The organism is Chloroflexota bacterium, from assembly GCA_016235055.1.
GTDB lineage: Bacteria > Chloroflexota > Anaerolineae > JACRMK01 > JACRMK01 > JACRMK01.
Window position 1 is genome coordinate 16,085 of sequence record JACRMK010000029.1, and the last position, 18,565, is coordinate 34,649.

Annotated in this window: 17 protein-coding genes; 10 read left to right on the forward strand and 7 right to left on the reverse strand. The window is 64.9% G+C overall.

Annotated elements, in window-relative coordinates; translation table 11 throughout:
* Positions 1-183: 183 nt before the first annotated feature.
* From HZB53_07445 to HZB53_07465, 5 genes are all read left to right on the forward strand, one after another.
* Positions 184-1,404 carry an MFS transporter gene (locus tag HZB53_07445; GenBank protein ID MBI5877469.1) on the forward strand — a complete coding sequence of 407 codons (1,221 nt, stop codon included), beginning with the start codon at positions 184-186 and terminating at the stop codon, positions 1,402-1,404.
* 116 nt (positions 1,405-1,520) lie between these two features.
* A complete protein-coding gene (locus HZB53_07450) occupies positions 1,521-2,309 on the forward strand; it encodes an ABC-2 family transporter protein (protein MBI5877470.1) in 789 nt (262 codons plus the stop codon).
* Positions 2,310-2,349: 40 nt separating this feature from the next.
* Positions 2,350-3,189, forward strand: a complete 840-nt coding sequence (locus tag HZB53_07455) for an ABC-2 family transporter protein (GenBank protein MBI5877471.1) — start codon at positions 2,350-2,352, stop codon at positions 3,187-3,189.
* Positions 3,190-3,269: 80 nt separating this feature from the next.
* On the forward strand, positions 3,270-4,307 hold the full coding sequence (locus HZB53_07460) for an ATP-binding cassette domain-containing protein (protein ID MBI5877472.1): 1,038 nt from the start codon (positions 3,270-3,272) through the stop codon (positions 4,305-4,307).
* Positions 4,308-4,342: 35 nt separating this feature from the next.
* The gene (locus HZB53_07465; protein MBI5877473.1) at positions 4,343-5,962 is read left to right on the forward strand and encodes an ABC-F family ATP-binding cassette domain-containing protein; all 1,620 of its coding nucleotides are present in this window, start codon (positions 4,343-4,345) and stop codon (positions 5,960-5,962) included.
* A gap of 48 nt (positions 5,963-6,010) precedes the next feature.
* On the opposite strand, the gene HZB53_07470 is transcribed toward HZB53_07465, so the two are convergent.
* Both HZB53_07470 and HZB53_07475 read right to left on the reverse strand, forming a co-directional pair.
* Positions 6,011-6,868 (reverse strand): PIG-L family deacetylase, encoded by an 858-nt coding sequence (locus HZB53_07470; GenBank protein MBI5877474.1) that lies wholly within the window; start codon positions 6,866-6,868, stop codon positions 6,011-6,013.
* A gap of 111 nt (positions 6,869-6,979) precedes the next feature.
* Entirely contained in the window at positions 6,980-7,435 is a 456-nt protein-coding gene (locus HZB53_07475; protein ID MBI5877475.1) for a GNAT family N-acetyltransferase, read from the reverse strand.
* 109 nt (positions 7,436-7,544) lie between these two features.
* Between HZB53_07475 and HZB53_07480 the strand changes: the two genes are divergently transcribed.
* From HZB53_07480 to HZB53_07500, 5 genes are all read left to right on the forward strand, one after another.
* Positions 7,545-8,390 (forward strand): alpha/beta hydrolase, encoded by an 846-nt coding sequence (locus HZB53_07480; GenBank protein MBI5877476.1) that lies wholly within the window; start codon positions 7,545-7,547, stop codon positions 8,388-8,390.
* 88 nt (positions 8,391-8,478) lie between these two features.
* Complete coding sequence (locus HZB53_07485) at positions 8,479-9,351, forward strand: trypsin-like peptidase domain-containing protein (protein MBI5877477.1); 873 nt, start codon at positions 8,479-8,481, stop codon at positions 9,349-9,351.
* A gap of 34 nt (positions 9,352-9,385) precedes the next feature.
* Positions 9,386-10,396 carry an AAA family ATPase gene (locus tag HZB53_07490; GenBank protein MBI5877478.1) on the forward strand — a complete coding sequence of 337 codons (1,011 nt, stop codon included), beginning with the start codon at positions 9,386-9,388 and terminating at the stop codon, positions 10,394-10,396.
* A complete protein-coding gene (locus HZB53_07495) occupies positions 10,377-11,273 on the forward strand; it encodes a DUF58 domain-containing protein (GenBank protein ID MBI5877479.1) in 897 nt (298 codons plus the stop codon). The genes HZB53_07490 and HZB53_07495 overlap by 20 nt, the downstream gene beginning before the upstream one ends.
* Positions 11,274-11,290: 17 nt before the next feature.
* A complete protein-coding gene (locus HZB53_07500) occupies positions 11,291-12,319 on the forward strand; it encodes a VWA domain-containing protein (protein MBI5877480.1) in 1,029 nt (342 codons plus the stop codon).
* Positions 12,320-12,504: 185 nt separating this feature from the next.
* Here HZB53_07500 and HZB53_07505 read toward each other — a convergent pair whose 3' ends face one another.
* The 5 genes from HZB53_07505 to HZB53_07525 form a co-directional block, all read right to left on the reverse strand.
* Entirely contained in the window at positions 12,505-14,559 is a 2,055-nt protein-coding gene (locus tag HZB53_07505; GenBank protein MBI5877481.1) for a S9 family peptidase, read from the reverse strand.
* A 95-nt stretch (positions 14,560-14,654) separates the two neighbouring features.
* On the reverse strand, positions 14,655-15,314 hold the full coding sequence (locus tag HZB53_07510) for an NAD-binding protein (protein ID MBI5877482.1): 660 nt from the start codon (positions 15,312-15,314) through the stop codon (positions 14,655-14,657).
* Between the two features lie 11 nt (positions 15,315-15,325).
* On the reverse strand, positions 15,326-15,730 hold the full coding sequence (locus HZB53_07515) for a TrkA family potassium uptake protein (protein MBI5877483.1): 405 nt from the start codon (positions 15,728-15,730) through the stop codon (positions 15,326-15,328).
* Positions 15,727-16,176 carry a universal stress protein gene (locus HZB53_07520; GenBank protein ID MBI5877484.1) on the reverse strand — a complete coding sequence of 150 codons (450 nt, stop codon included), beginning with the start codon at positions 16,174-16,176 and terminating at the stop codon, positions 15,727-15,729. Before HZB53_07520 ends, HZB53_07515 begins: the two co-directional genes overlap by 4 nt.
* An 8-nt stretch (positions 16,177-16,184) precedes the next feature.
* Positions 16,185-18,008, reverse strand: coding sequence for an APC family permease (locus HZB53_07525; protein MBI5877485.1), 1,824 nt, complete (start codon positions 18,006-18,008; stop codon positions 16,185-16,187).
* Positions 18,009-18,565: the final 557 nt, after the last annotated feature.

Below are 18,565 nucleotides of genomic sequence, written 5' to 3' on the forward strand. Positions count from 1 at the left end.
TGATCGTTCGGCGTCTTTCAGGAATCCTGACCCATCATGGGAGGAGTGCGCCTTTTCGCCGATAGTTTGGTTCGCTTCGATCGCTGAAGCCGTGGGCGCGCTCTTGCCGCCCGCGGCTTTTTTTGTTGCCCGCATCGTGTTTGCGGGTGAACGTGCCGCTCATAGTACGTCCTGGAGAAATGCATGTTGCGAAAATGGGATGCGTACGCCGTGTACCTCGGCATGGAGGGAGGGGCGTCGCTCTGGTTCGCAATGATCTTCGCGGCCAACCTGATTTATCAGGTCAACACGGTCGGGTTGGGGCCGCTACAACTGGTGCTGGTCGGTACCGTGCTGGAAGGCACCGTCTTGCTCTGTGAGGTTCCAACCGGTATCGTGGCCGACGTCTTCAGTCGCCGACTGTCGGTTATCGTCGGCTATCTGATCATGGGGCTCGGCTTTGTGCTGGAGGGGCTCGTGCCGCGCTTCGAAGCGGTGCTGCTGGCGCAGGTCATCTGGGGCTTCGGGTATACGTTCACCAGCGGTGCGACGCAGGCCTGGTTGGCCGACGAGATCGGCGAGTCGCGTGCCGGGCAGGCATTCTTGCGTTCGACACAGGTCGGGCAGTTGGCGTCGGTCGCGGGGCTCGTGCTGGGCGCGGCGCTCGGCAGCATGCAGATCAACCTGCCGATTCTGCTGGGCGGCCTGGGCATCAGCCTGATCGGCGTCTGGCTCGTTGCCGTCATGCCGGAGACTGGCTTCAAGCCGAAGCCGCGCGAGGCACGCAGTACGTTCCAGCAGATGGCCGCGACCCTGCGCGACGGCCTGGCGATGGTGCGCCGGCGGCCGGCGCTCTCGACCGTGCTGGTGATCGGTGCGGTGTACGGCACGTTCAGCGAGGGCTACGACCGGCTCTGGACGGCGCACTTCCTGCAGAACTTCACGCTGCCCGATTGGGGCCATGCGCAGCCAATCGCCTGGACGACCGCCATTCGTGTGGCGACCCTGCTGCTGAGTACGCTGCTGATCGAAGCCGTGCGACGGCGCATCGATACCGACAATCACCGGGCGGTGGCGCGAGTGCTGTTCGTCATCTACGCGTTGCTCGGGGCGGCCGTCGTCGGCATCGGACTGGCCGGCAACCTGTTCGCCGTGATCGCCCTGCTGATTGGCGCGGCACTAGTGCGGCAGTTGAGCGAGCCGCTCTACATGGCCTGGGTCAACCAGCGACTCGACCCGGCGGTGCGCGCCACGGTGCTTTCGATGAGCGGGCAAGCCAACGCGCTCGGGCAGGTGGCTGGGGGGCCGGTCGTCGGCATGATCGGCGACGTGTGGGGAGTGCGCGCCGCGCTGACGGTCACCGGCCTGCTGCTGACGCCGGTGCTTGGATTGATCCGCTTCACGTCGGAGCGGCATGAATCCTGAAGATCAAACACCAAGCCACAAAGGCACCAAGGAACTTCTTGCTTTGTGCCTCCGTGGCTTGGTGTTGAAATCTCGAATCGCGTCTTCTCAAAGCTGTGCAGGCGGAATGGAACCCAATGCAGATCATTCGCTCGTTCTGGAAAACGGCGGCGATGGAAGCGGCTTCGCTCGTCGGCGAAGACTCGCTGTTCGTCGTGCAGTACATCTTCCGCTTCCTGCGCGTCGTAGTGCTGCTCGCTGTCTGGCGCACGGTGCTGGAGGGGCGTACCGAAGTGGCGGGTATGACCGCCGCCGCCGTGCTGACATACACGCTGATCGCGGAGGTCTTCGCAGAGCAACTAGCGCCGAAGACCGACGTCGAGTGGGCGCTGCACGACGGCGGCATCGCAATGCGCTTCCTGCAGCCGCTCGGCCTCGTCGTGCAGTTCGGCGGGCTGATGTTCGGGCGCTGGTGGCTGGGGCTCGCGCTGTTCTCACTACCGCTGCTGCTGGCCGCGCCGCTGCTCGGCGTCGACCCGCGCCCGGCCAGCCTGGCGGCGGGCCTACTATTCGTCCCCAGCCTGGTGCTGGCGGTTGTCGTCGGCGTCGCGCTTGAGTTTATCTTCGCCGCGCTGCTTGTCTACATGGAAGGCAGCGCCTACATCGTCGCGCGCGTGCGAGTCGCCATCACGCTTGTGCTGTCCGGTGCGCTGATCCCGTTGCGGTTGCTGCCGTGGGGACTGGGCGATGTTCTGCAGTGGCTGCCGTTCGCCGCGATCGCATCCGCGCCGTTGCAGATATTCACCGGCACAGGGGACCCGCCGCTGCTGATCGGGCTGCAACTGTTTTGGGCGGTGATGCTGTGGGCGTTTTCGGAATGGTTTTGGCGCACCAGCCGCGAGCGTCTGGTCTCGTATGGCGGCTGACCTTCATCTTGTCATCCTGTCATCCTGTCACTGACTAACCATGCACACCCTCATTCGTCTCGCGCAGCTCTGGCGACTCTACGCCTGGCTCGACCTCGTCTGGGTCGTGCGTTCGTTCCGCTTCTTCGTGCTGTACTACATCGGCTTCGCGGTCGTCGCGCTGGCGTCGATCGCCGGCATGGCGCTGCTGGCCGAGCGTTTCGACGGCGTCGGCATCTGGTCGAAGTGGCAGATCGTCTTCCTGCTCGGCTACGGCTCGGTCGCGGACGGTCTGCTGGAGATGTTGTGCGGCTTCAACATCGTGCACATCAGCCGGCGCATCGGGCGCGGGCAGCTCGATCACATGCTGATCCAGCCGCAGCCGATCTGGGTGATGCTCGTGACCGAGGGCGTCAACCCGTTCGGCTCGTCGAACATCATGCTGACTGGCGTGGCGTTGCTCGTCTGGGCCTGGGGCCATCTGGCGATCGACGCGACGGCGGGGTGGTGGGGCTGGTTCGCGCTGAACGTCGTCGCATCGGCGGCAGTGGTCGTGGCGTACAACTTCATCTGGGGCAGCCTGGCGTTCTGGGCGCCGCGCGCGGCGGAGGAGGTCAACACGCCGCTCAAGCGGATGTTCGACCAGTTGACGATCTTCCCGCTGGACGGGCTGGGCGGCGCGGCGCGTGCGGGCCTGCTCGCCGGCGTGCCGATCGGCTTTATGGCCTGGTACCCGTCGCGCTTCCTGCTCGGTCTGGACGCAACACCGCTGGCCGGGCTGGTCACGCCACTGGCGGCGGTCGCTTTTCTCGTCGTCGCGGCGCTGATCTTCCGGCGCGGCATGCAGCACTACATGCGTGCCGGCTCGCAGCGCTACCGGGCGATGGGGCACCGGTCGTAGCGGTGAACAGTGAACAGTGTTCTTCACGAGTGTTCCTGCCACTGTTTACCGTTCACTGTTCACTGGGCAAGGAAAATGCTATGTCTACTTCGCACGAGCTAATCGTCGAACTCGATCACGTCAACAAGACGTTCCGCCAGCGACAGCGCGGCGCGGACCTGCGCGAAGCGCTGACACGCCTGACGCGGCCGGTCTGGCGCGAGGTGCGCGCCCTGCAGAACATCAATCTCAAGATCGCGCGCGGCGAGATCGTCGCGTACGCGGGGCCGAACGGCGCGGGCAAGAGCACGACCGTCAAGCTCTGCTCGGCGCTGCTGGCGCCGGATGCCGGGCGCGTGCGCGTGCTCGGCATGGACCCGGTGCGCGACCGCGTGCGCTACGTCAGCCGCATCGGCGTCGTGTTCGGCCAGCGCAGCGAGCTCTGGTCGGACCATCCGGTGTCGGCCTCGTTCGAGTGGAAGCGCGTGGTGTGGGACGTGCCGCGCGAGCGCTACGAACGCATGAAGGCGCTGGTGCTCGACCTGCTCGGCATCGGCGAGTTCTTCAACAGCATGGTGCGCGAGTTGAGCCTCGGCCAGAAGATGCGCGCCGATCTGGGGCTGGCGCTGCTGCACGAGCCGGAGCTGCTCTTTCTGGATGAGCCGACGATCGGGCTCGACGTGCTGGCCAAACGGCGCATCCTGCAGTTCATCAAGGAGTTGAACCGCGAGAAGAACGTGACGGTAATGGTCACGAGCCACGACATGGCCGACCTGGAGATGCTCTCGACGCGCATTGTGATGATCGACCACGGGCGCATCGCCTACGACGGCTCGTTCGATCAGTTGCGCCGCGAATATTCCGACCGTCGCCGCCTGCTGATCGAGACTTCGGGCGGCGACGCGCCGCAGTTTGCCGCGGCGCGCTGGCTGCGCAGCGACGCCAACCGGCACGAGTATGAATACGACGCATCGCGCGTGAGCATCGCTGGCCTGCTCCAGCAGGCCAGCGCACAGTCGTCGGTCGTGGATGTCGAGACGCACCGCGCCGACATCGACGAGGTGATCGCGGATATTTATGAGCGCTGGCAGGCGCGAAGCGAAATCCCAAAATCCAAGTCCCAAATCCCAATCAAGTAGCACGAAGCGCGGAACGAATCGGCGCAAGGCAGAATATGCTTACGTTACACAAAATCCACAAATCATACGCCGTGCATCCGGTGCTGTCCGACGTGTCGTTCAGCGTGTCGGCGAGTGACCGAGTCGGCCTCGTCGGCCCGAACGGCTGCGGCAAGTCCACACTGCTGCGCATCGCCGCGCGCGCCGAAACGCCCGATAGCGGCCATGTGCAGTACGCGCCGGCCGGCTTGCGTGTCGGCTACCTGGCGCAGGGACTGGTGTTTGCCGAAGGGCAGACGATCGGCGCGTATCTGGCCGCCGCGCAGGGACTCGCTGCCTCGCTAGACGCGCAGTTCTCCGCGCTGGCTGATGCGCTGGCGCGCGCGCCCGACGACGCGCGCCTGCAGCGCGACTATGAGGCGGTGCTCGAGCGGTTGGCCGGGGCGGAGGACGCGGAACGCCGCGCCGCTGATGTGATCGGTTCGCTCGGGCTAGGGCGCATGCCGTCGGACACGCCCATCGCGCATCTCAGCGGCGGGCAGAAGACGCGCCTGGCGCTGGCCGGCGTTTTGCTCGGCGACCCCGAACTACTGCTGCTCGATGAGCCAACCAACCATCTCGACCTCGACATGCTGGACTGGCTGGAGGCGTGGCTGAACGACTATCGAGGCGCGGCGGTCGTCGTGTCGCACGACCGCATGTTCCTGGACGAGACCGTGCGGCGCATCGTCGAGATCGACCCGCACACGCACGGCGCGCGCGAGTATGCCGGGAATTACAGCGGCTACGTCGAGCAGAAAGAGGCCGAGCAGGACCGGCAGTGGGCGCAGTATCGCGACGAGCAGGCTGAGATCAAGCGCATGCGGCAGGACATCGCCGCGACGAAAGAACAGGCGCGCTGGGTCGAGTCAACCACGACCTCGCGCCAGCCGGTCGTGCGGCGCTACGCCAAGAAAGTGGCGCGCAAGGCACTCTCGCGCGAGAAGAAGCTGGACCGCTACGTGGAGTCCGACGAGCGCGCCGAGAAGCCGCTGGCGCAGTGGCAGATGAAGCTGGCGTTTGGCGATGCGCCGCAAAGCGGTCAGGATGTGCTGGTGGCCGGCGACTTGGCCGTCGGCTACGACGGTACCGCGATCCTGCGCGGGCTGAACCTGCACATCCGCCACGGCGAGCGGGTGGTGCTGAGCGGCGAGAACGGCGCGGGCAAGACGACGCTGCTGCGGACGATCGCCGGCCTCCTGCCGCCTGTGGCGGGCATCCTGCGGCTGGGCGCCAATGTGCGTGTCGGATTCATGGCGCAGGAGCAAGAGGCGCTTGGCCCTCGCGCCGATGCGCTCTCGACAATTCGATCAGTCGTGCCGTGGGGCGAAACCGACGCGCGCAACTTCCTGCACTTCTTTCTGTTCGCGGGCGACGAGGTCTTTACACCGGTGCACTCGCTATCGTACGGCGAGCGCGCGCGGCTGATGCTGGCGACGCTGGTGGCGCGTGGCTGCAACTTCCTGCTGCTCGACGAGCCGCTGAACCACCTCGATATCCCGTCGCGGGCGCGCTTCGAGCAGGCGCTGGCGCAGTTCGACGGCACGGTGCTGGCCGTCTCGCACGACCGCTACTTCATCGCGCAGTTTGCGACGCGGCTGTGGACGTGCGACGCGGGAATAGTGCGGGAAGAGTGAACCGTAAACAGTGAACCGTAGGGACGGGTCTCTGACCCGTCCGTCTCATTACTCGCGGATGCCTTCAAACAAATCCCGCTCGACGCGCTTCGGACCCTGCACAGGGATAGCGCGCATGAACTGTTCTTTGGCCGTCACCTGCCGCGCGAACCAGCCGACGATGCCGCTGCCCATGCGTCCGCCGCCCTGGCTGGCGTGGCAGGCCGACGCGTCGGCCTTGATTTTGGAGACGGAACTAATGTTGATATCGGCGTGGATCGGGAAGTCCTCGATCGCCAGCGATTCGAGGTCGATGTCGCCGTTGGCGCCGAAGTGTCGCGGGTCGCGGCCCAGCAGGCGCATCACGCGCAGACCGTAGCGCAGCCACGCGCGCGGGAAGGTGTGGTAGTACAGCTTCTGCGGCGCGTAGGGCGGCAGGCCGTCGATCGTGACGGACGGGTCGCCCGCCATCGTAAACGCGGCGACGGTGCCTTTGTGAACGGCGATATGGTCGGGGTGGCGGTAGCCGCCGATTGGGTCGAACGTGATGACCACTTGCGGGCGAATGTCGCGGATCTCCCGTGCAATGCGTCGCGCTATCTCCTCTTCGGTCGCGGCAGTCGTCGCGTCGGGGTGCGCGTTGTGCGGGCTGCCCGGCATGCCGGAATCGCGGAAGCCGAGGTAGCGCACGGAGGTCAGGCCGATGATGCGTGCGGCGCACGCCAGTTCGGCCTCGCGCATTTCCGCGACAGTCGCGTGGCCGTGCAGGTCGGCTGGCGCTTCGCCGACCTCGCCGCGCGTCGCACAGACGATGTGCGTCTCGACGCCGCGCCGTGCGTATAGGGCGAAGGTTCCGCCCGTGCCGAATGTCTCGTCGTCGGGGTGTGCGAACACGCCGAGCAGTCGCAGATTATTCGTTACAGTCATTATCGTTGATCTCTTCTCTCCGGCGCGCCAAGTCGCTGGAACACGACAGCGCGAAACGGCGCGAGTAGCACGAAATGGGCATTCCCATCGCGCCTTTCGTGATCTTTCGTGTTATTCGTGTTCCGTATCCTCTCGCACCATCACCCGCCCATCCCAGAGGCGCATGCCCCAGTGCATCAACCGAAAGTAGGGTGGCAGACCCGCGCCGCTGGCGACACGGAAGCCGAAACGCGCGTAGAATGGTTCCAGTGGTGCGCGGCAGAGCAGAAACAGCGGTTCAGGCGGTACCGCCTGGTCCGGGCGCACGTCGTCCGCCGCAATCAGTGCGCGGATCACATCGCCGGCGATGCCGCGCCCCCGGTGCGACGGAGCGGTCGCGATCGACGCCAGCTCGCGACTGCCGTCGAAGTGGCGCCGCACCTGCCCGGTCGCGACGATCTGGCCGCCGTCATCGGCGACGATGAAGCGCCGCCAGTTGAGGTCCATCGGATTGATGCGCGCCTGCCGCACCAGGTGGGTGATCGCCTGCTGGTCGGCGGCCTGCGCCGGGCGGATTTGCACACTCATGAACTATTAACGCGCGGATTCCGTATATCCATATATAATCGAGGAATCATTATATCATCGGTGCGGGAACGGACTGTATGCCCGCCAGCGCCGCGCCCGGGAACTTTTGATGCCTGAAGATCAATTCATCATCGCCAATGGCGTCCGCTTGCGCTATCTCGACTATGGCGGCTCCGGCCAGCCGGCCGTCTTCTATCACGCCACCGGTTTCGTGTCCGAGTTGTGGACGCCGGTCATCGAGTCGATGAGTCCGCGCTTCCGCTGTATCGCGGTTGACCAGCGCGGTCACGGTCGCAGCGATAAGACCGCCGCCGTACACACCTGGGCGACGATGACCGACGACTTTATTGCGTTCCTGCGCGCGATGCGGCTGGAGCAGATCGTTGGCATCGGCCACTCGTCCGGCGCGACGGCGATTGCAGTCACCGCCGGGCGTTATCCCGAATTGGTGGATCGCGCCGTCATGGTCGAGCCGACGGTCATTTCGCGCAGCGCACCGCCGCGCGCACCCGGCGAGCCGAACCCGCTGGTCGAGCGCACGCTGGGCCGCCGCGCCCGCTGGCCCAGCCGTGCCGAGGTGTTCGCCACGCTACTGGCGCGCCCGCCGTATGCATCTTGGGCCGGCGCGATGAAAGAGATGTTTGCCGACCACGCGATGCGCACCCACGGCGACGGTGCGCTCGAATTGGAGTGCTCGCCCGTCGTCGAGGCGTCGATTTACGGCTCGGCCGCCGGGTTCGACCCGTGGTCGGACTTGCCGAAGGTCACTCAGCCGTTGCTGGTCATTCACGGCACCGGTCCGAGCGTGATGCCGACCACGCGTGTCAACGAGCTGGCGCCGGTCCTGCGCACGGCGCAGTTCATCAGCGTGCCGGAAGGCGGCCATCTGGTCCTGATGGAAGCGCCGGACAAGATTGTGCATGCCGTCAGCGAGTTTCTCCGTACAGCCGAATAAGCGCCGCTGCGCGACCGATTTGACGCTGTTCTGTCTGTCGGTTATCTTAATCTAATACGCCATTCACTTAGCGAGGGAGACCTGCGCCATGCGATACCGGTACCCCGAGCCGCTGCCGCCTCCATTACAGCCCCCGGCTCCCCCCAAACCAAAGGTGCGCCAGCGCCTTGAACGTCTGCTGCGTGCCGGGCGCCTACTGGGGCCGGTCGTCGGCGGCATGTTGTTCACGCTGCTTATCCTGGGCGCGTATAGCGCCCTGAACCCACCGCCCGCGCCGCTCAACACGACCGACGTGCAGGGCATCATCGCGCAGGCGATGGCTTCGGCCACGCCGCCGCCGCCGCTCGGTGCAATGATCTACGCGGCGGTGCGCCCGTCGGTCGTCACGGTGATGACGCGTGTGCTGACCACCGACGGCAAGCGCGAGGGCGGGCGCGGCACCGGCGTCGTGATCGATGACAACGGCACCATCCTGACCTCGTGGCACGTCGTAGCCGACGCGATCGAGATTCAGGTCGTCTTCTTCGACGGCTCGGAGTCCGAGGCGAGCGTGGTCAACAAGGATACCGCGCAAGACCTCGCGGCGCTGCGGCCCAAAGTGATCCCCGACAATTTGACGCCCGCGATGCTCGGCAACTCGAACGCGCTGAATGTCGGAGAGGAAGCGTTCGTGATCGGCAATCCGTTCGGCATTACCGGCTCGTTCACGGCCGGCGTGATTTCCGGCAAGAACCGCACGTTCAAGCCGCCCAAGGCGCAGGAACCGCTGAAGGGGCTTATCCAGTTTGATGCGGCGGTCAATCCCGGCAACTCGGGCGGGCCGCTGGTCAACCGCGCCGGCGAGGTGGTTGGCATTGTGACCGGCCTCGTCAACCCGACAGACCAGGACGTATTCATTGGCATCGGCTTCGCCGTGCCGATCCAGGCGGCCGGCGGCGCTATCGGTTCACCGCCGTATTAGATTATCCACCCTGACCCCCATCACGGAGACCTTCATGACCATCGAGAAGAAAGACGAGCGTCCGGCGGGCGCCGCGTCCATGGAGCAGGTGCTGTTCGAAGTCAAGAAAGTGATCGTCGGGCAGGACCACCTGCTCGAGCGGTTGCTGGTGGCGCTGCTGGCGCGCGGGCACATCCTCGTCGAGGGCGTGCCGGGCCTGGCGAAGACGATGGCGATCAAGTCGCTATCGCAGTCGATCGGCGGCAAGTTCCAGCGTATTCAGTTTACGCCGGACCTGGTGCCGGCCGACCTGGTCGGCACGCGCATCTACAACCAGCGCACCGGCGAGTTCAACACCGCGCTCGGCCCGGTATTCACTAACCTGCTGCTGGCGGACGAAATCAACCGCGCACCGGCCAAGGTGCAGAGCGCCCTGCTGGAGGCGATGCAGGAGCGTCAGGTGACGATCGGCCGCGACACGTTCAAGCTGCCGGCGCCGTTCCTGGTGCTGGCGACCCAGAACCCGATCGAGACCGAGGGCACCTACCCGCTGCCCGAGGCGCAGGTCGACCGCTTCATGATGAAGGTGGTAGTCGACTATCCGTCGGCCACCGAGGAGTTCGTGATCGTGCAGCGCATGACCGGCACGCTGGAAGACGTCAACATGGTCATGCACGCCGAGGACCTGATTCTGCTGCAGCAGCAGGTTGACAAGGTGTACGCCGACCCGATGCTAATGGAGTTCGCGGTGCGTCTCGTCTCCGCGACGCGCCAGCCGGGGCAATACGGACTGCCGGACCTGCAGCGCTACATCACCTACGGCGCCAGTCCGCGCGCGTCGATCAATCTGATACTGACGGCGCGCGCACTCGCTTACGTGCGCGGCCGCGGCTATGTGCTGCCGCAGGACATCCTCGACATGGCGTACGACGTGATGCGGCACCGTATGGTGCTGTCGTACGAGGCGCTGTCCGACGGAGTGAACGCCGACGCCCTGATCAAGAAGATCATGACGCGCATTCCGATTCCCGTGGTGCCGCTCGATAATGTCCCAGCCAGCGCCTGAGCGCCTGCTGCAGCGTCTTGACTGGCACGTCGTCCGCCGGCTGGACGGCCTGCTGCAGGGCAACTACCGCACACTGTTCTACGGCTTCGGGCTCGACCTGGCCGAGGTGCGCGAGTACCAGGCCGAGGACGATATCCGGTACATCGACTGGAACGTCACGGCGCGCATGGATCATCCCTATGTGCGCCAGTACCACGAAGACCGTGAGATCACGGCGTGGTTCCTGCTCGACCTGAGCCCGTCGGTCGATTTCGGCACGGTCAATCTGCTGAAGCGCGACCTGCTGATCAACTTCATGACGGTCATGGCGCGGCTGTTGACGCGCCACGGCAACCGCGTCGGCGCGATCTGCTTCGGTGGGCAGGGCCAGTTGGTGATCCCGGCGCACAGCGGCAAAGTGCAAGTCCTGCGCATGCTGAACGACGTGCTGAAGTATCCGAAGGCGCAGCGCACGCCGCTGACCGACCTGTCGGCACTGGTCGAGTCGGCCGGGCGCACCATCCAGCGCCGCTCACTGATCTTCGTCATCTCGGACTTCATCAGCGCGCCGGGCTGGGAGGCGTCGCTGAAGGCGCTGACGGCGCGCCACGAGGTGCTGGCAGTACGCGTGTGGGATCCGCGCGAGGTGGAACTGCCTGACATCGGGCCGATTATAGTCGAGGACGCTGAAACCGGCGAGCAGCTGCATATCAACACATCGGACAAGAAGTTCCGCAAGCGCTTCGCCGAGTCGGCGCGCAAGCGGGAGTACGAACTGAACGCGACGTTGCGCCGCTTGAGCGTGGACACGCTGCCGCTGTCCACTGAGGATGACATGGTGCGGGCCATCCTGGGGTTCGCGGCGATGCGCAAGCAGCGGCGTTGGGGGGCCAAGTAGGGCGGGGGGGAGAGCGTATGTCGTTTTTGTGGCCGGGTATGTTGTGGTTCCTGCTGGTGTTGCCGGTGCTGGTCGCGCTGTACGTCTGGTCGCAGCGGCGGCGCAGCGCGTATGCGATCCGGTACGCCAGCTTGTCGCTGGTGAAAGATGCGCTGGGCAAGGGGCCGGGCATCAAACGGCATATTCCGCCGGCGCTGTTCCTGTTGGCGGTGGCCGCGATGATCGTCGGCCTGGCACGGCCGGAGTCGACGATTATTGTGCCGCGCCAGGAGGGCACGGTCATCCTGGTGATCGATGTGTCGGGCAGTATGCAGGCCGAGGATATGCAGCCGACGCGCATGGAGGCGGCGAAGGAGGCGGCAACGCGCTTTGTGGAGCGCCAGCCGCAGGGCGTGCGCATCGGCGTGGTGTCGTTCACGGACAACGCGGCAATCGTGCAGTCGCCAACGGTGGACAAGGAGCCGGTGCTGTCGGCTATCAACCGCTTGCAGCCACAGCGCGGAACGGCGGTCGGTCGCGGGCTGGCTTCGGCGCTCGACGCGATCTTCCAGACCAATATGGCGCAGGCGATCGAGGCGCCGCAGGGCGGGCGCGGCGGGCCCGGCGCGCCTGTGACGCCGGCGCCTGCGTTGCCGAAGCTGCCGCCGGGCGAGTACGCGCCTGCCATTGTGGTGCTGCTGACGGACGGCGAGAGCAACGTCGGCCCCGATCCGGTTGAGGTTGCGCGGCTGGCCGCTGACCGGCGCGTGCGTGTGTACACGGTCGGCGTCGGCAGCCCGGACGGGGTGCTGCTGCGTATCCAGGGGCGCGCCGTGCGCACGCGGCTGGACGAGTCGACGCTGAAGCAGATGTCGGACCTGACCGATGGAGACTACTACCGCGCTTCGACCGAGACAGACCTGAAGAACATTTACGACCGGCTTGGCACGTCGACGGTTGTGCGCACCGAAAAGACGGAGATCACGTTCTTGTTTACGGCGTCGGCGATTGTTGTTTCTCTCCTCGCCGGAATGCTGTCCCTGCTCTGGTTCAACCGCCTGCCGTAAGGCGCGACAGGATGACAAGATGACAGGGTGACAGGATGACACGGTGGCAAAGTGACAACGTGAACAACAGCGACCGGATGACAGCCGCAAGCGCGTCATCCGGTCGCTGTTTTTCACCCCGCCAACATATCAACTTGTAAACCTATCCTCCCGTCATCATGTCATCTTGTCATCCCGTCACCTTGTCATCCGGTCATGCCCAGCGCGTGCGCGGCGAAGGCCCAGTTGTCCGCGTACTCGCCGATGACGAGCGCGGTCGGTTTGCCGACGCCATGACCGGCCTTGGTATCCACACGGATCAGCACCGGTGCGCTGCAGCCCTGTGCTGCCTGCAGCGCCGCCGCGTACTTGAACGAATGGCCCGGCACCACGCGGTCGTCGTGGTCGGCCGTGGTCACCAGCGTCGGCGGGTGGCAGACGCCCGGCTTCAGGTTGTGCAGCGGCGAGTATGCGTAGATCGCCTTGAACTGCTCCGGGTCGTCGGCGCAGCCGTAGTCGCTGACCCACGCCCACCCGATGGTGAACTTGTGGAAGCGCAGCATGTCCATCACGCCAACGGCGGGCAGCGCCGCGCCGAATAGCTCCGGGCGCTGGTTTAGGCACGCGCCGATCAGCAGGCCGCCGTTCGAGCGGCCGTGGATGGCGAGCTTCGCGGGCGAGGTGATCTTCTGCGCGATCAGGTGCTCGGCGCAGGCGATGAAGTCGTCGAAGACGTGCTGCTTGCCTTCCAGCGTGCCGCCGCGATGCCACTCCTCGCCGTACTCGCCGCCGCCGCGCAGGTTGGCCGAGACGAACACGCCGCCCATCTCCAGCCAGACGAGGCGTGTCACGGCGAACGCCGGCGTGACGGAAATGTCGAAGCCGCCGTAACCGTACAGCAGGGTCGGGTGGCTGCCGTTCGGCGCCAGATCCTTGCGGTGCGTGACGAACATCGGCACGCGCGTGCCGTCGCGGCTGGTGGCGAACAACTGGCGCGTGACATACGCCCCGGCGTCGAACTCGACCGCAGGCGATTCGATCAGCTCGGTGGCCCCGCGCGCGAGGTCGAAGCGAAAGTTGGTCGGCGGCGTTGTGAACGAGTGATAGGCGTAGAACAGGTCGTCGTGTTCGCGCTCGCCGCTGACGGAGAGCAGTGCGCCAATGCCGGGCAGGGCGATCTCTCGCTCCAGTTGCCCGTCGCGCGCATACACGACGAGCCGGTGATGCGCATCGTGCAGATAGGTGCAGACGAAGCGCCCGCCGGCCAGTGTGACGCTTTCCAGGCGGTCGGCGCTCTCCGGCACGATCGTCTGCCAGCGCTCCGGCTCCGGCTGTGCGATGTCGATGCTGACGATGCGGCTGCGCGGCGCGCCGGCGTCGGTGCGGAAGTAGAAACGCGTGCCGTCGTTGCCGATGAACAGGAACGCGGCCGTCAGGTCGGGGATCAGCTCGACCATGCCGCCGTCGCCGTGCAGGTCGCGATAAAAGACGCGGTTGCGTGTGTCGGTACCCTGCCAGACATGCACGACCAGGTAGTGGCCGTCATCACTGACGACCGGACGGAAGCCCCATTCGCGGTGATCCGGGCGCTCGTACACAAGCGCGTCGCTGCTCTGTGGCGTGCCGAGTTGGTGGAAATACAGCTTCTGGTCGTAGTTGGCCTGGGCCAGCGCCTGGCCTGCGGCCGGCGCCGCGTAGCGGGCGTAATAGAAGCCGCTGGCATCGTGCCGCCAGGCCGCGCCGGAGAACTTGCTCCACTCCAGTACGTCAGGCAGGTCGGCGCCGGTGACGACGTTGCGCACGCGCCATGTCAGCCAGTCCGAACCGCTGGCGGCCGTGGCGTAGGCCAGCCATGCGCTGTCCTCGCTGACGGCGAACGTGTTCAGTGCCACGGTGCCGTCGGCGGCCAGCGTGTTCGGGTCGAGTAGCCGGCGCGCTTCGCCCGGCTGCTCCAGCACGTACAGCACGTCCTGGTTCTGCAGGCCGCTGTTGCGAAATTGAAATGTCCGGTTGCCCTTGCGGAACGGCGCCGACATCTTCGGGTAGTCCCACAACTCGGTCATGCGCCGGCGGATGCGCTCGCGGGCCGGGATGCTGGCGAGGTATTCGAACGTCAGCCGGTTCTGCGCCTCGATCCAGGCGGCCGTCTCGGGCGCGTCGGCATCTTCCAGCCAGCGGTACGGATCGGCAACCGTCTGTCCGTGGTAGTCGTCGCTCTGATTCGAGCGGCGGGTCGTCGGATAGATTAGGGGCAAGTCCATGGTCGAGCCTCCCGGAAATGTGCGCCTGCGGGCCATACGGGCGGGCAAACGAAAAAGGGACGACGCGGGTCGTCCCTTGTGGCATGCGTTCGAGGCTAGCTGCCGCTGATGAGCTTGCGGACGCGTTCCTCGCTGCGCAGTGCAGTGACGACCACCAACTCGTCATCCGCTTCGATCACAGTCGATCCGCCCGGCACGATACCCTCGCCCTGGTGGATGACCATCGCGACAATCGCGTCGTCGGGCAGCTGGATCTCTTTGAGCGTGCGGCCCGCGGCCGGCGCGCCCGGGCCTACCGTCAACTCGATCACTTCCGCGCCCACGCCGCGCAGGCTTGAGAGGTGCACGAGCGATTCGCTCGGCAGCTCTTCCTGCATGCGCGTCAGGATCGCGTCCGTGGTGCTGACCGTGGCGTCAACGCCCAGCTTCTTGAAGATTGCCTCGTTTTTCGGGTTGTTGATGCGCGCGATGGTGCGCGGCACCTTGAAACGCGCCTTGGCGATCTGGCACGCGACGAGGTTGATCTCGTCGTCGCCGGTGGCCGCAATCACCACATCGGCGCGCGCGACGCCGGCTTTTTCCAGTGTCAGGATGTCGCAGCCATCGCCGCGCATGGTCACGGAACCGAGTTCTTCGTTGATTACCTTGGCGCGATTGCCTTCCTGTTCCAGCACCAGCACCTCGTGACCCTCGTAAACGAGCGCCTTGGACAGGTAATACCCGACCTTGCCGCCGCCCACAATCACAGCGTACATGCGTTTGCTCCTTAGCCCTTCGGCAGCGTCTGTTCGAGCGCCCGCGCCGCGCTGTACGTCGGGCAGATCGTCTCAATCATCCCGAGCGCGTTGAAGGTGTCGGCGTTGTTCTGGTCGTGCACGCGGGCGATGCTGCGCTTGATGTTGAAGACCACTTTGGCCACCTGCGCCGCCATCAGGTTGGTGTTGTCGCTGTCGGTTGCCGCCACGAACAGGTCGGCGCGGTCCACGCCGGCCTTGCGCATTACGTCTTCGTCAATGCCGGAGCCGAGCACGGGTGTCGCGCCGAAGCTGTCAGGCAGCTTGTTGAATGCGGCCGGGTTGCGGTCGATCAGTGCGACCTGATGGCCCGATGCCAGCGCGAGCGCGGCGAACTGCATGCCGAAGCGGCTGAGTCCGAGGATGACGATTTTCATGCAGCCGGCTCCATGGAGGTATCGTAGGGGTCGCGCACCAGCCAGACGCGGCAGGTGGCGTGATTCAAAATGTAGTTCGACGTTTCGCCCAGGTGAAACTCGCCGAAGCGCGAGCGGTAGGGCAGGGCCATGATGATCAGGTCGGCTTTGAGGTGGTCGGCGGTGTCCACGATCGCCGCGCCGGCCGAGCGGGCCTGCAGCAACTCGGCTTCAATCGGGCAGCCGTTGTGCTGCGCCAGTTCCTCAATACGTTCAAGCAACTGCTCGCCCTGCGAGGTTTCGGAAGGCAAGTCGGTATCCAGCGGCAGCGAGCGCCTGACTTCGACGACGTGCACGGCCGTGACCTTGAGCTTGCTCTTGCGGGCGAATGCAAACGCGACCTGCAGCGCGTCTTCGTCGCCGGGTTTGCCGGTGATCGGCACGAGGATGTGCGAAATGCTTTTCATGGGGATGATCAGGATTCCAAATGGAACGGCACGCTGACAACGATGCGCTTGCGCTGGAACAGCAGCGAAAGCTTGATCAGTTGTGCGGTTTGGTTATGCAGAACCAGGTGGGCGAAGTGCTTCGGCACAATTTCCGGCAGCACCACCACAATGGTGGCATTCGGGTTGTCCTGGCCGACGGACTCGATGTATTTGAGCAGCGGCCCGACGACGGAGCGGAATGGCGAGGCGATGAGCTTCAGCGGCGCGTCGATGTGCGCCGCCTGCCACTCCTTCATCATGCGCTCGCCCTCGGCCGCCTCCGTGAAAACGAACGCGCCGGTCAGGCTGCCGCCAATCGTGCGCGCGAACGACATGGTGCGCGCCGTCGCCTGATCGACGCGCGCCACGGGCACGATGACGATGTTGGTCGTCTCGATCGGCTGCGTATCCTTGAGCATGATTTGTGACTGGAAGGCATCATAGTGACGCTTGATGCCCAGGAAGACGAATACCATCGCCGGGATGAGCAACACGACGACCCATGCGCCCTCGATCAGCTTCGCTTCGACGATGACCAATGTCACGACCGCGGTTGCGGTGGCGCCGGTTCCGTTGACGATCATGCTCCGTCGCCAGCCGGGACCGCGCAGTCTCCACCAGTGACGCACCATGCCGGCCTGCGAGAGCGTGAACGACAGGAAGACGCCGACGGCGTACAGCGGAATCAGGTTGTGCGTGCTGGCGTCGAAGACGATGATGAGCGTAGCCGAGAACAGCGCCAGCACCATGATGCCGGTGCTGAACACGAGCCGTTGGCCGACGCGAATAAACAGGTGCGGCAGGTAGCCGTCGCGCGCAATAATGGCCGACAGGCGCGGAAAGTCGGCGAACGACGTATTGGCGGCCAGCACCAGGATCAGCATCGTCGAAACCTGCACGAACAGGTAGAGCGGACCGTCGCCGAACGCCGTGCGCGCCAGTTGCGACAGCGTCGATTCGTGGTCGGCTTGCGGGATCGTGTGGTAGATGTTCGCCAGCCAGGTGATGCCAAGAAACATTATAGTGAGCATCATCACCATGACTACCAGCGTGCGGGCTGCATTGTTCGATTCAGGGGGGCGAAAGGCTGGAACGCCGTTGGAAATCGCTTCCACACCGGTCAGCGCGGTGCAGCCGGCGGCGAACGCGCGCAGCAGAAGGAAGATTCCAATCTGCATTGTGACTTCGCTTGGAAAGATGTTGTCGGTGGGCGCTGGCTGTGTGAGCCCAAGACCGTAGTAACGGTACAAGCTCACAGCGATCATCGAGAAAATGGATATGATAAACGCATATGTAGGTAGCATAAAGATGCTACTCGACTCGCGCAACCCACGCATGTTGGCTAGCGTGATGAACAGTAAAAAGCCAAGCGCGATCTCGACACGAAAGACTTCTAGGCTTGGAAACGCCGAGGTAATAGCCAGGACACCAGAGGAGATGCTTACGGCCACGGTCAGCACATAGTCAATCAACAGGGCGGCGCCGGCGGTCAACCCAGGCACTGGGCCGAGGTTGTCTTTGGCGACGATGTACGAGCCGCCGCCGTTCGGATAGGCGTGAATCGTCTGGCGATAGGACGCTGCGACCACGATTAGCAAAGCGCCGATCGCCAGCGCAATTGGCACCGAGCTGGAGAGCACGACTGGGCCGGCCAGTAATAGGGCATAGAGGATCTCGTCGGTGGCGTACGCGACCGAGGAGAGGGCGTCCGACGAGAAGACGGCCAGTGCCTTGACCTTGGTCAGTCGCTCGTGCATGGCGCGCGACGTGGCGATCGGCGTGCCGACCAGCCAGTTCAGCACATTGGCCATCGGCACGGCCGCGTACGGGTTGCGCTGGTGGCGGATCACCCGATCAGCCGGGTGCGAGCCGCGCAGCGTGTCGCCGCGTACACGACTGCGCAGCTTATCTCGATCGTTTTCGGGATCTGAACTCATGTATTTCGGCTCAAAAAAAAGACCGCCAGCGAATCCTGTGGTCTGAGGGAGTTGCAGCAAGTTAACTTGGCTTCAATAGCTCAACGTGCCGATGATAACATGGAGGTCAACGGTTGTCAAAGCCTGCCTGTCGCCAGCAATTCTCATTTTGGAGTCGGCCGCCAGTATGCCCCCTCATCCCCTGGCCCCTGCTCCCCCGCGCGCGCGGGGGAGCAGGGGAAAAGCTAACGGGGAGGTGCGCGGCGGCGCAGCCGCCGCGCACCTCCCCTTAGAATCTCGCCCCCCCCCAGCAAAGTGTATGGACCGGAGACATGGTTTACACTCGTTCGGGGACATAGGTTACATGGCCAGTGGTGCTGTGCGTGCGTAGATTGAGGCTGCCCAGCGCATGCTGGCAGAAATACACGTGCCACTCGTCCTCCGCCAGCAGA

Bases quoted from the DNA above. Each gene is read 5' to 3' on its own strand.
- HZB53_07445 (MBI5877469.1), top strand. From the start codon at position 184: ATGTTGCGAAAATGGGATGCGTACGCCGTGTACCTCGGCATGGAGGGA.
- HZB53_07450 (MBI5877470.1), top strand. From the start codon at position 1,521: ATGCAGATCATTCGCTCGTTCTGGAAAACGGCGGCGATGGAAGCGGCT.
- HZB53_07455 (MBI5877471.1), top strand. From the start codon at position 2,350: ATGCACACCCTCATTCGTCTCGCGCAGCTCTGGCGACTCTACGCCTGG.
- HZB53_07460 (MBI5877472.1), top strand. From the start codon at position 3,270: ATGTCTACTTCGCACGAGCTAATCGTCGAACTCGATCACGTCAACAAG.
- HZB53_07465 (MBI5877473.1), top strand. From the start codon at position 4,343: ATGCTTACGTTACACAAAATCCACAAATCATACGCCGTGCATCCGGTG.
- HZB53_07470 (MBI5877474.1), bottom strand. From the start codon at position 6,868: ATGACTGTAACGAATAATCTGCGACTGCTCGGCGTGTTCGCACACCCC.
- HZB53_07475 (MBI5877475.1), bottom strand. From the start codon at position 7,435: ATGAGTGTGCAAATCCGCCCGGCGCAGGCCGCCGACCAGCAGGCGATC.
- HZB53_07480 (MBI5877476.1), top strand. From the start codon at position 7,545: ATGCCTGAAGATCAATTCATCATCGCCAATGGCGTCCGCTTGCGCTAT.
- HZB53_07485 (MBI5877477.1), top strand. From the start codon at position 8,479: ATGCGATACCGGTACCCCGAGCCGCTGCCGCCTCCATTACAGCCCCCG.
- HZB53_07490 (MBI5877478.1), top strand. From the start codon at position 9,386: ATGACCATCGAGAAGAAAGACGAGCGTCCGGCGGGCGCCGCGTCCATG.
- HZB53_07495 (MBI5877479.1), top strand. From the start codon at position 10,377: ATGTCCCAGCCAGCGCCTGAGCGCCTGCTGCAGCGTCTTGACTGGCAC.
- HZB53_07500 (MBI5877480.1), top strand. From the start codon at position 11,291: ATGTCGTTTTTGTGGCCGGGTATGTTGTGGTTCCTGCTGGTGTTGCCG.
- HZB53_07505 (MBI5877481.1), bottom strand. From the start codon at position 14,559: ATGGACTTGCCCCTAATCTATCCGACGACCCGCCGCTCGAATCAGAGC.
- HZB53_07510 (MBI5877482.1), bottom strand. From the start codon at position 15,314: ATGTACGCTGTGATTGTGGGCGGCGGCAAGGTCGGGTATTACCTGTCC.
- HZB53_07515 (MBI5877483.1), bottom strand. From the start codon at position 15,730: ATGAAAATCGTCATCCTCGGACTCAGCCGCTTCGGCATGCAGTTCGCC.
- HZB53_07520 (MBI5877484.1), bottom strand. From the start codon at position 16,176: ATGAAAAGCATTTCGCACATCCTCGTGCCGATCACCGGCAAACCCGGC.
- HZB53_07525 (MBI5877485.1), bottom strand. From the start codon at position 18,008: ATGGCCAATGTGCTGAACTGGCTGGTCGGCACGCCGATCGCCACGTCG.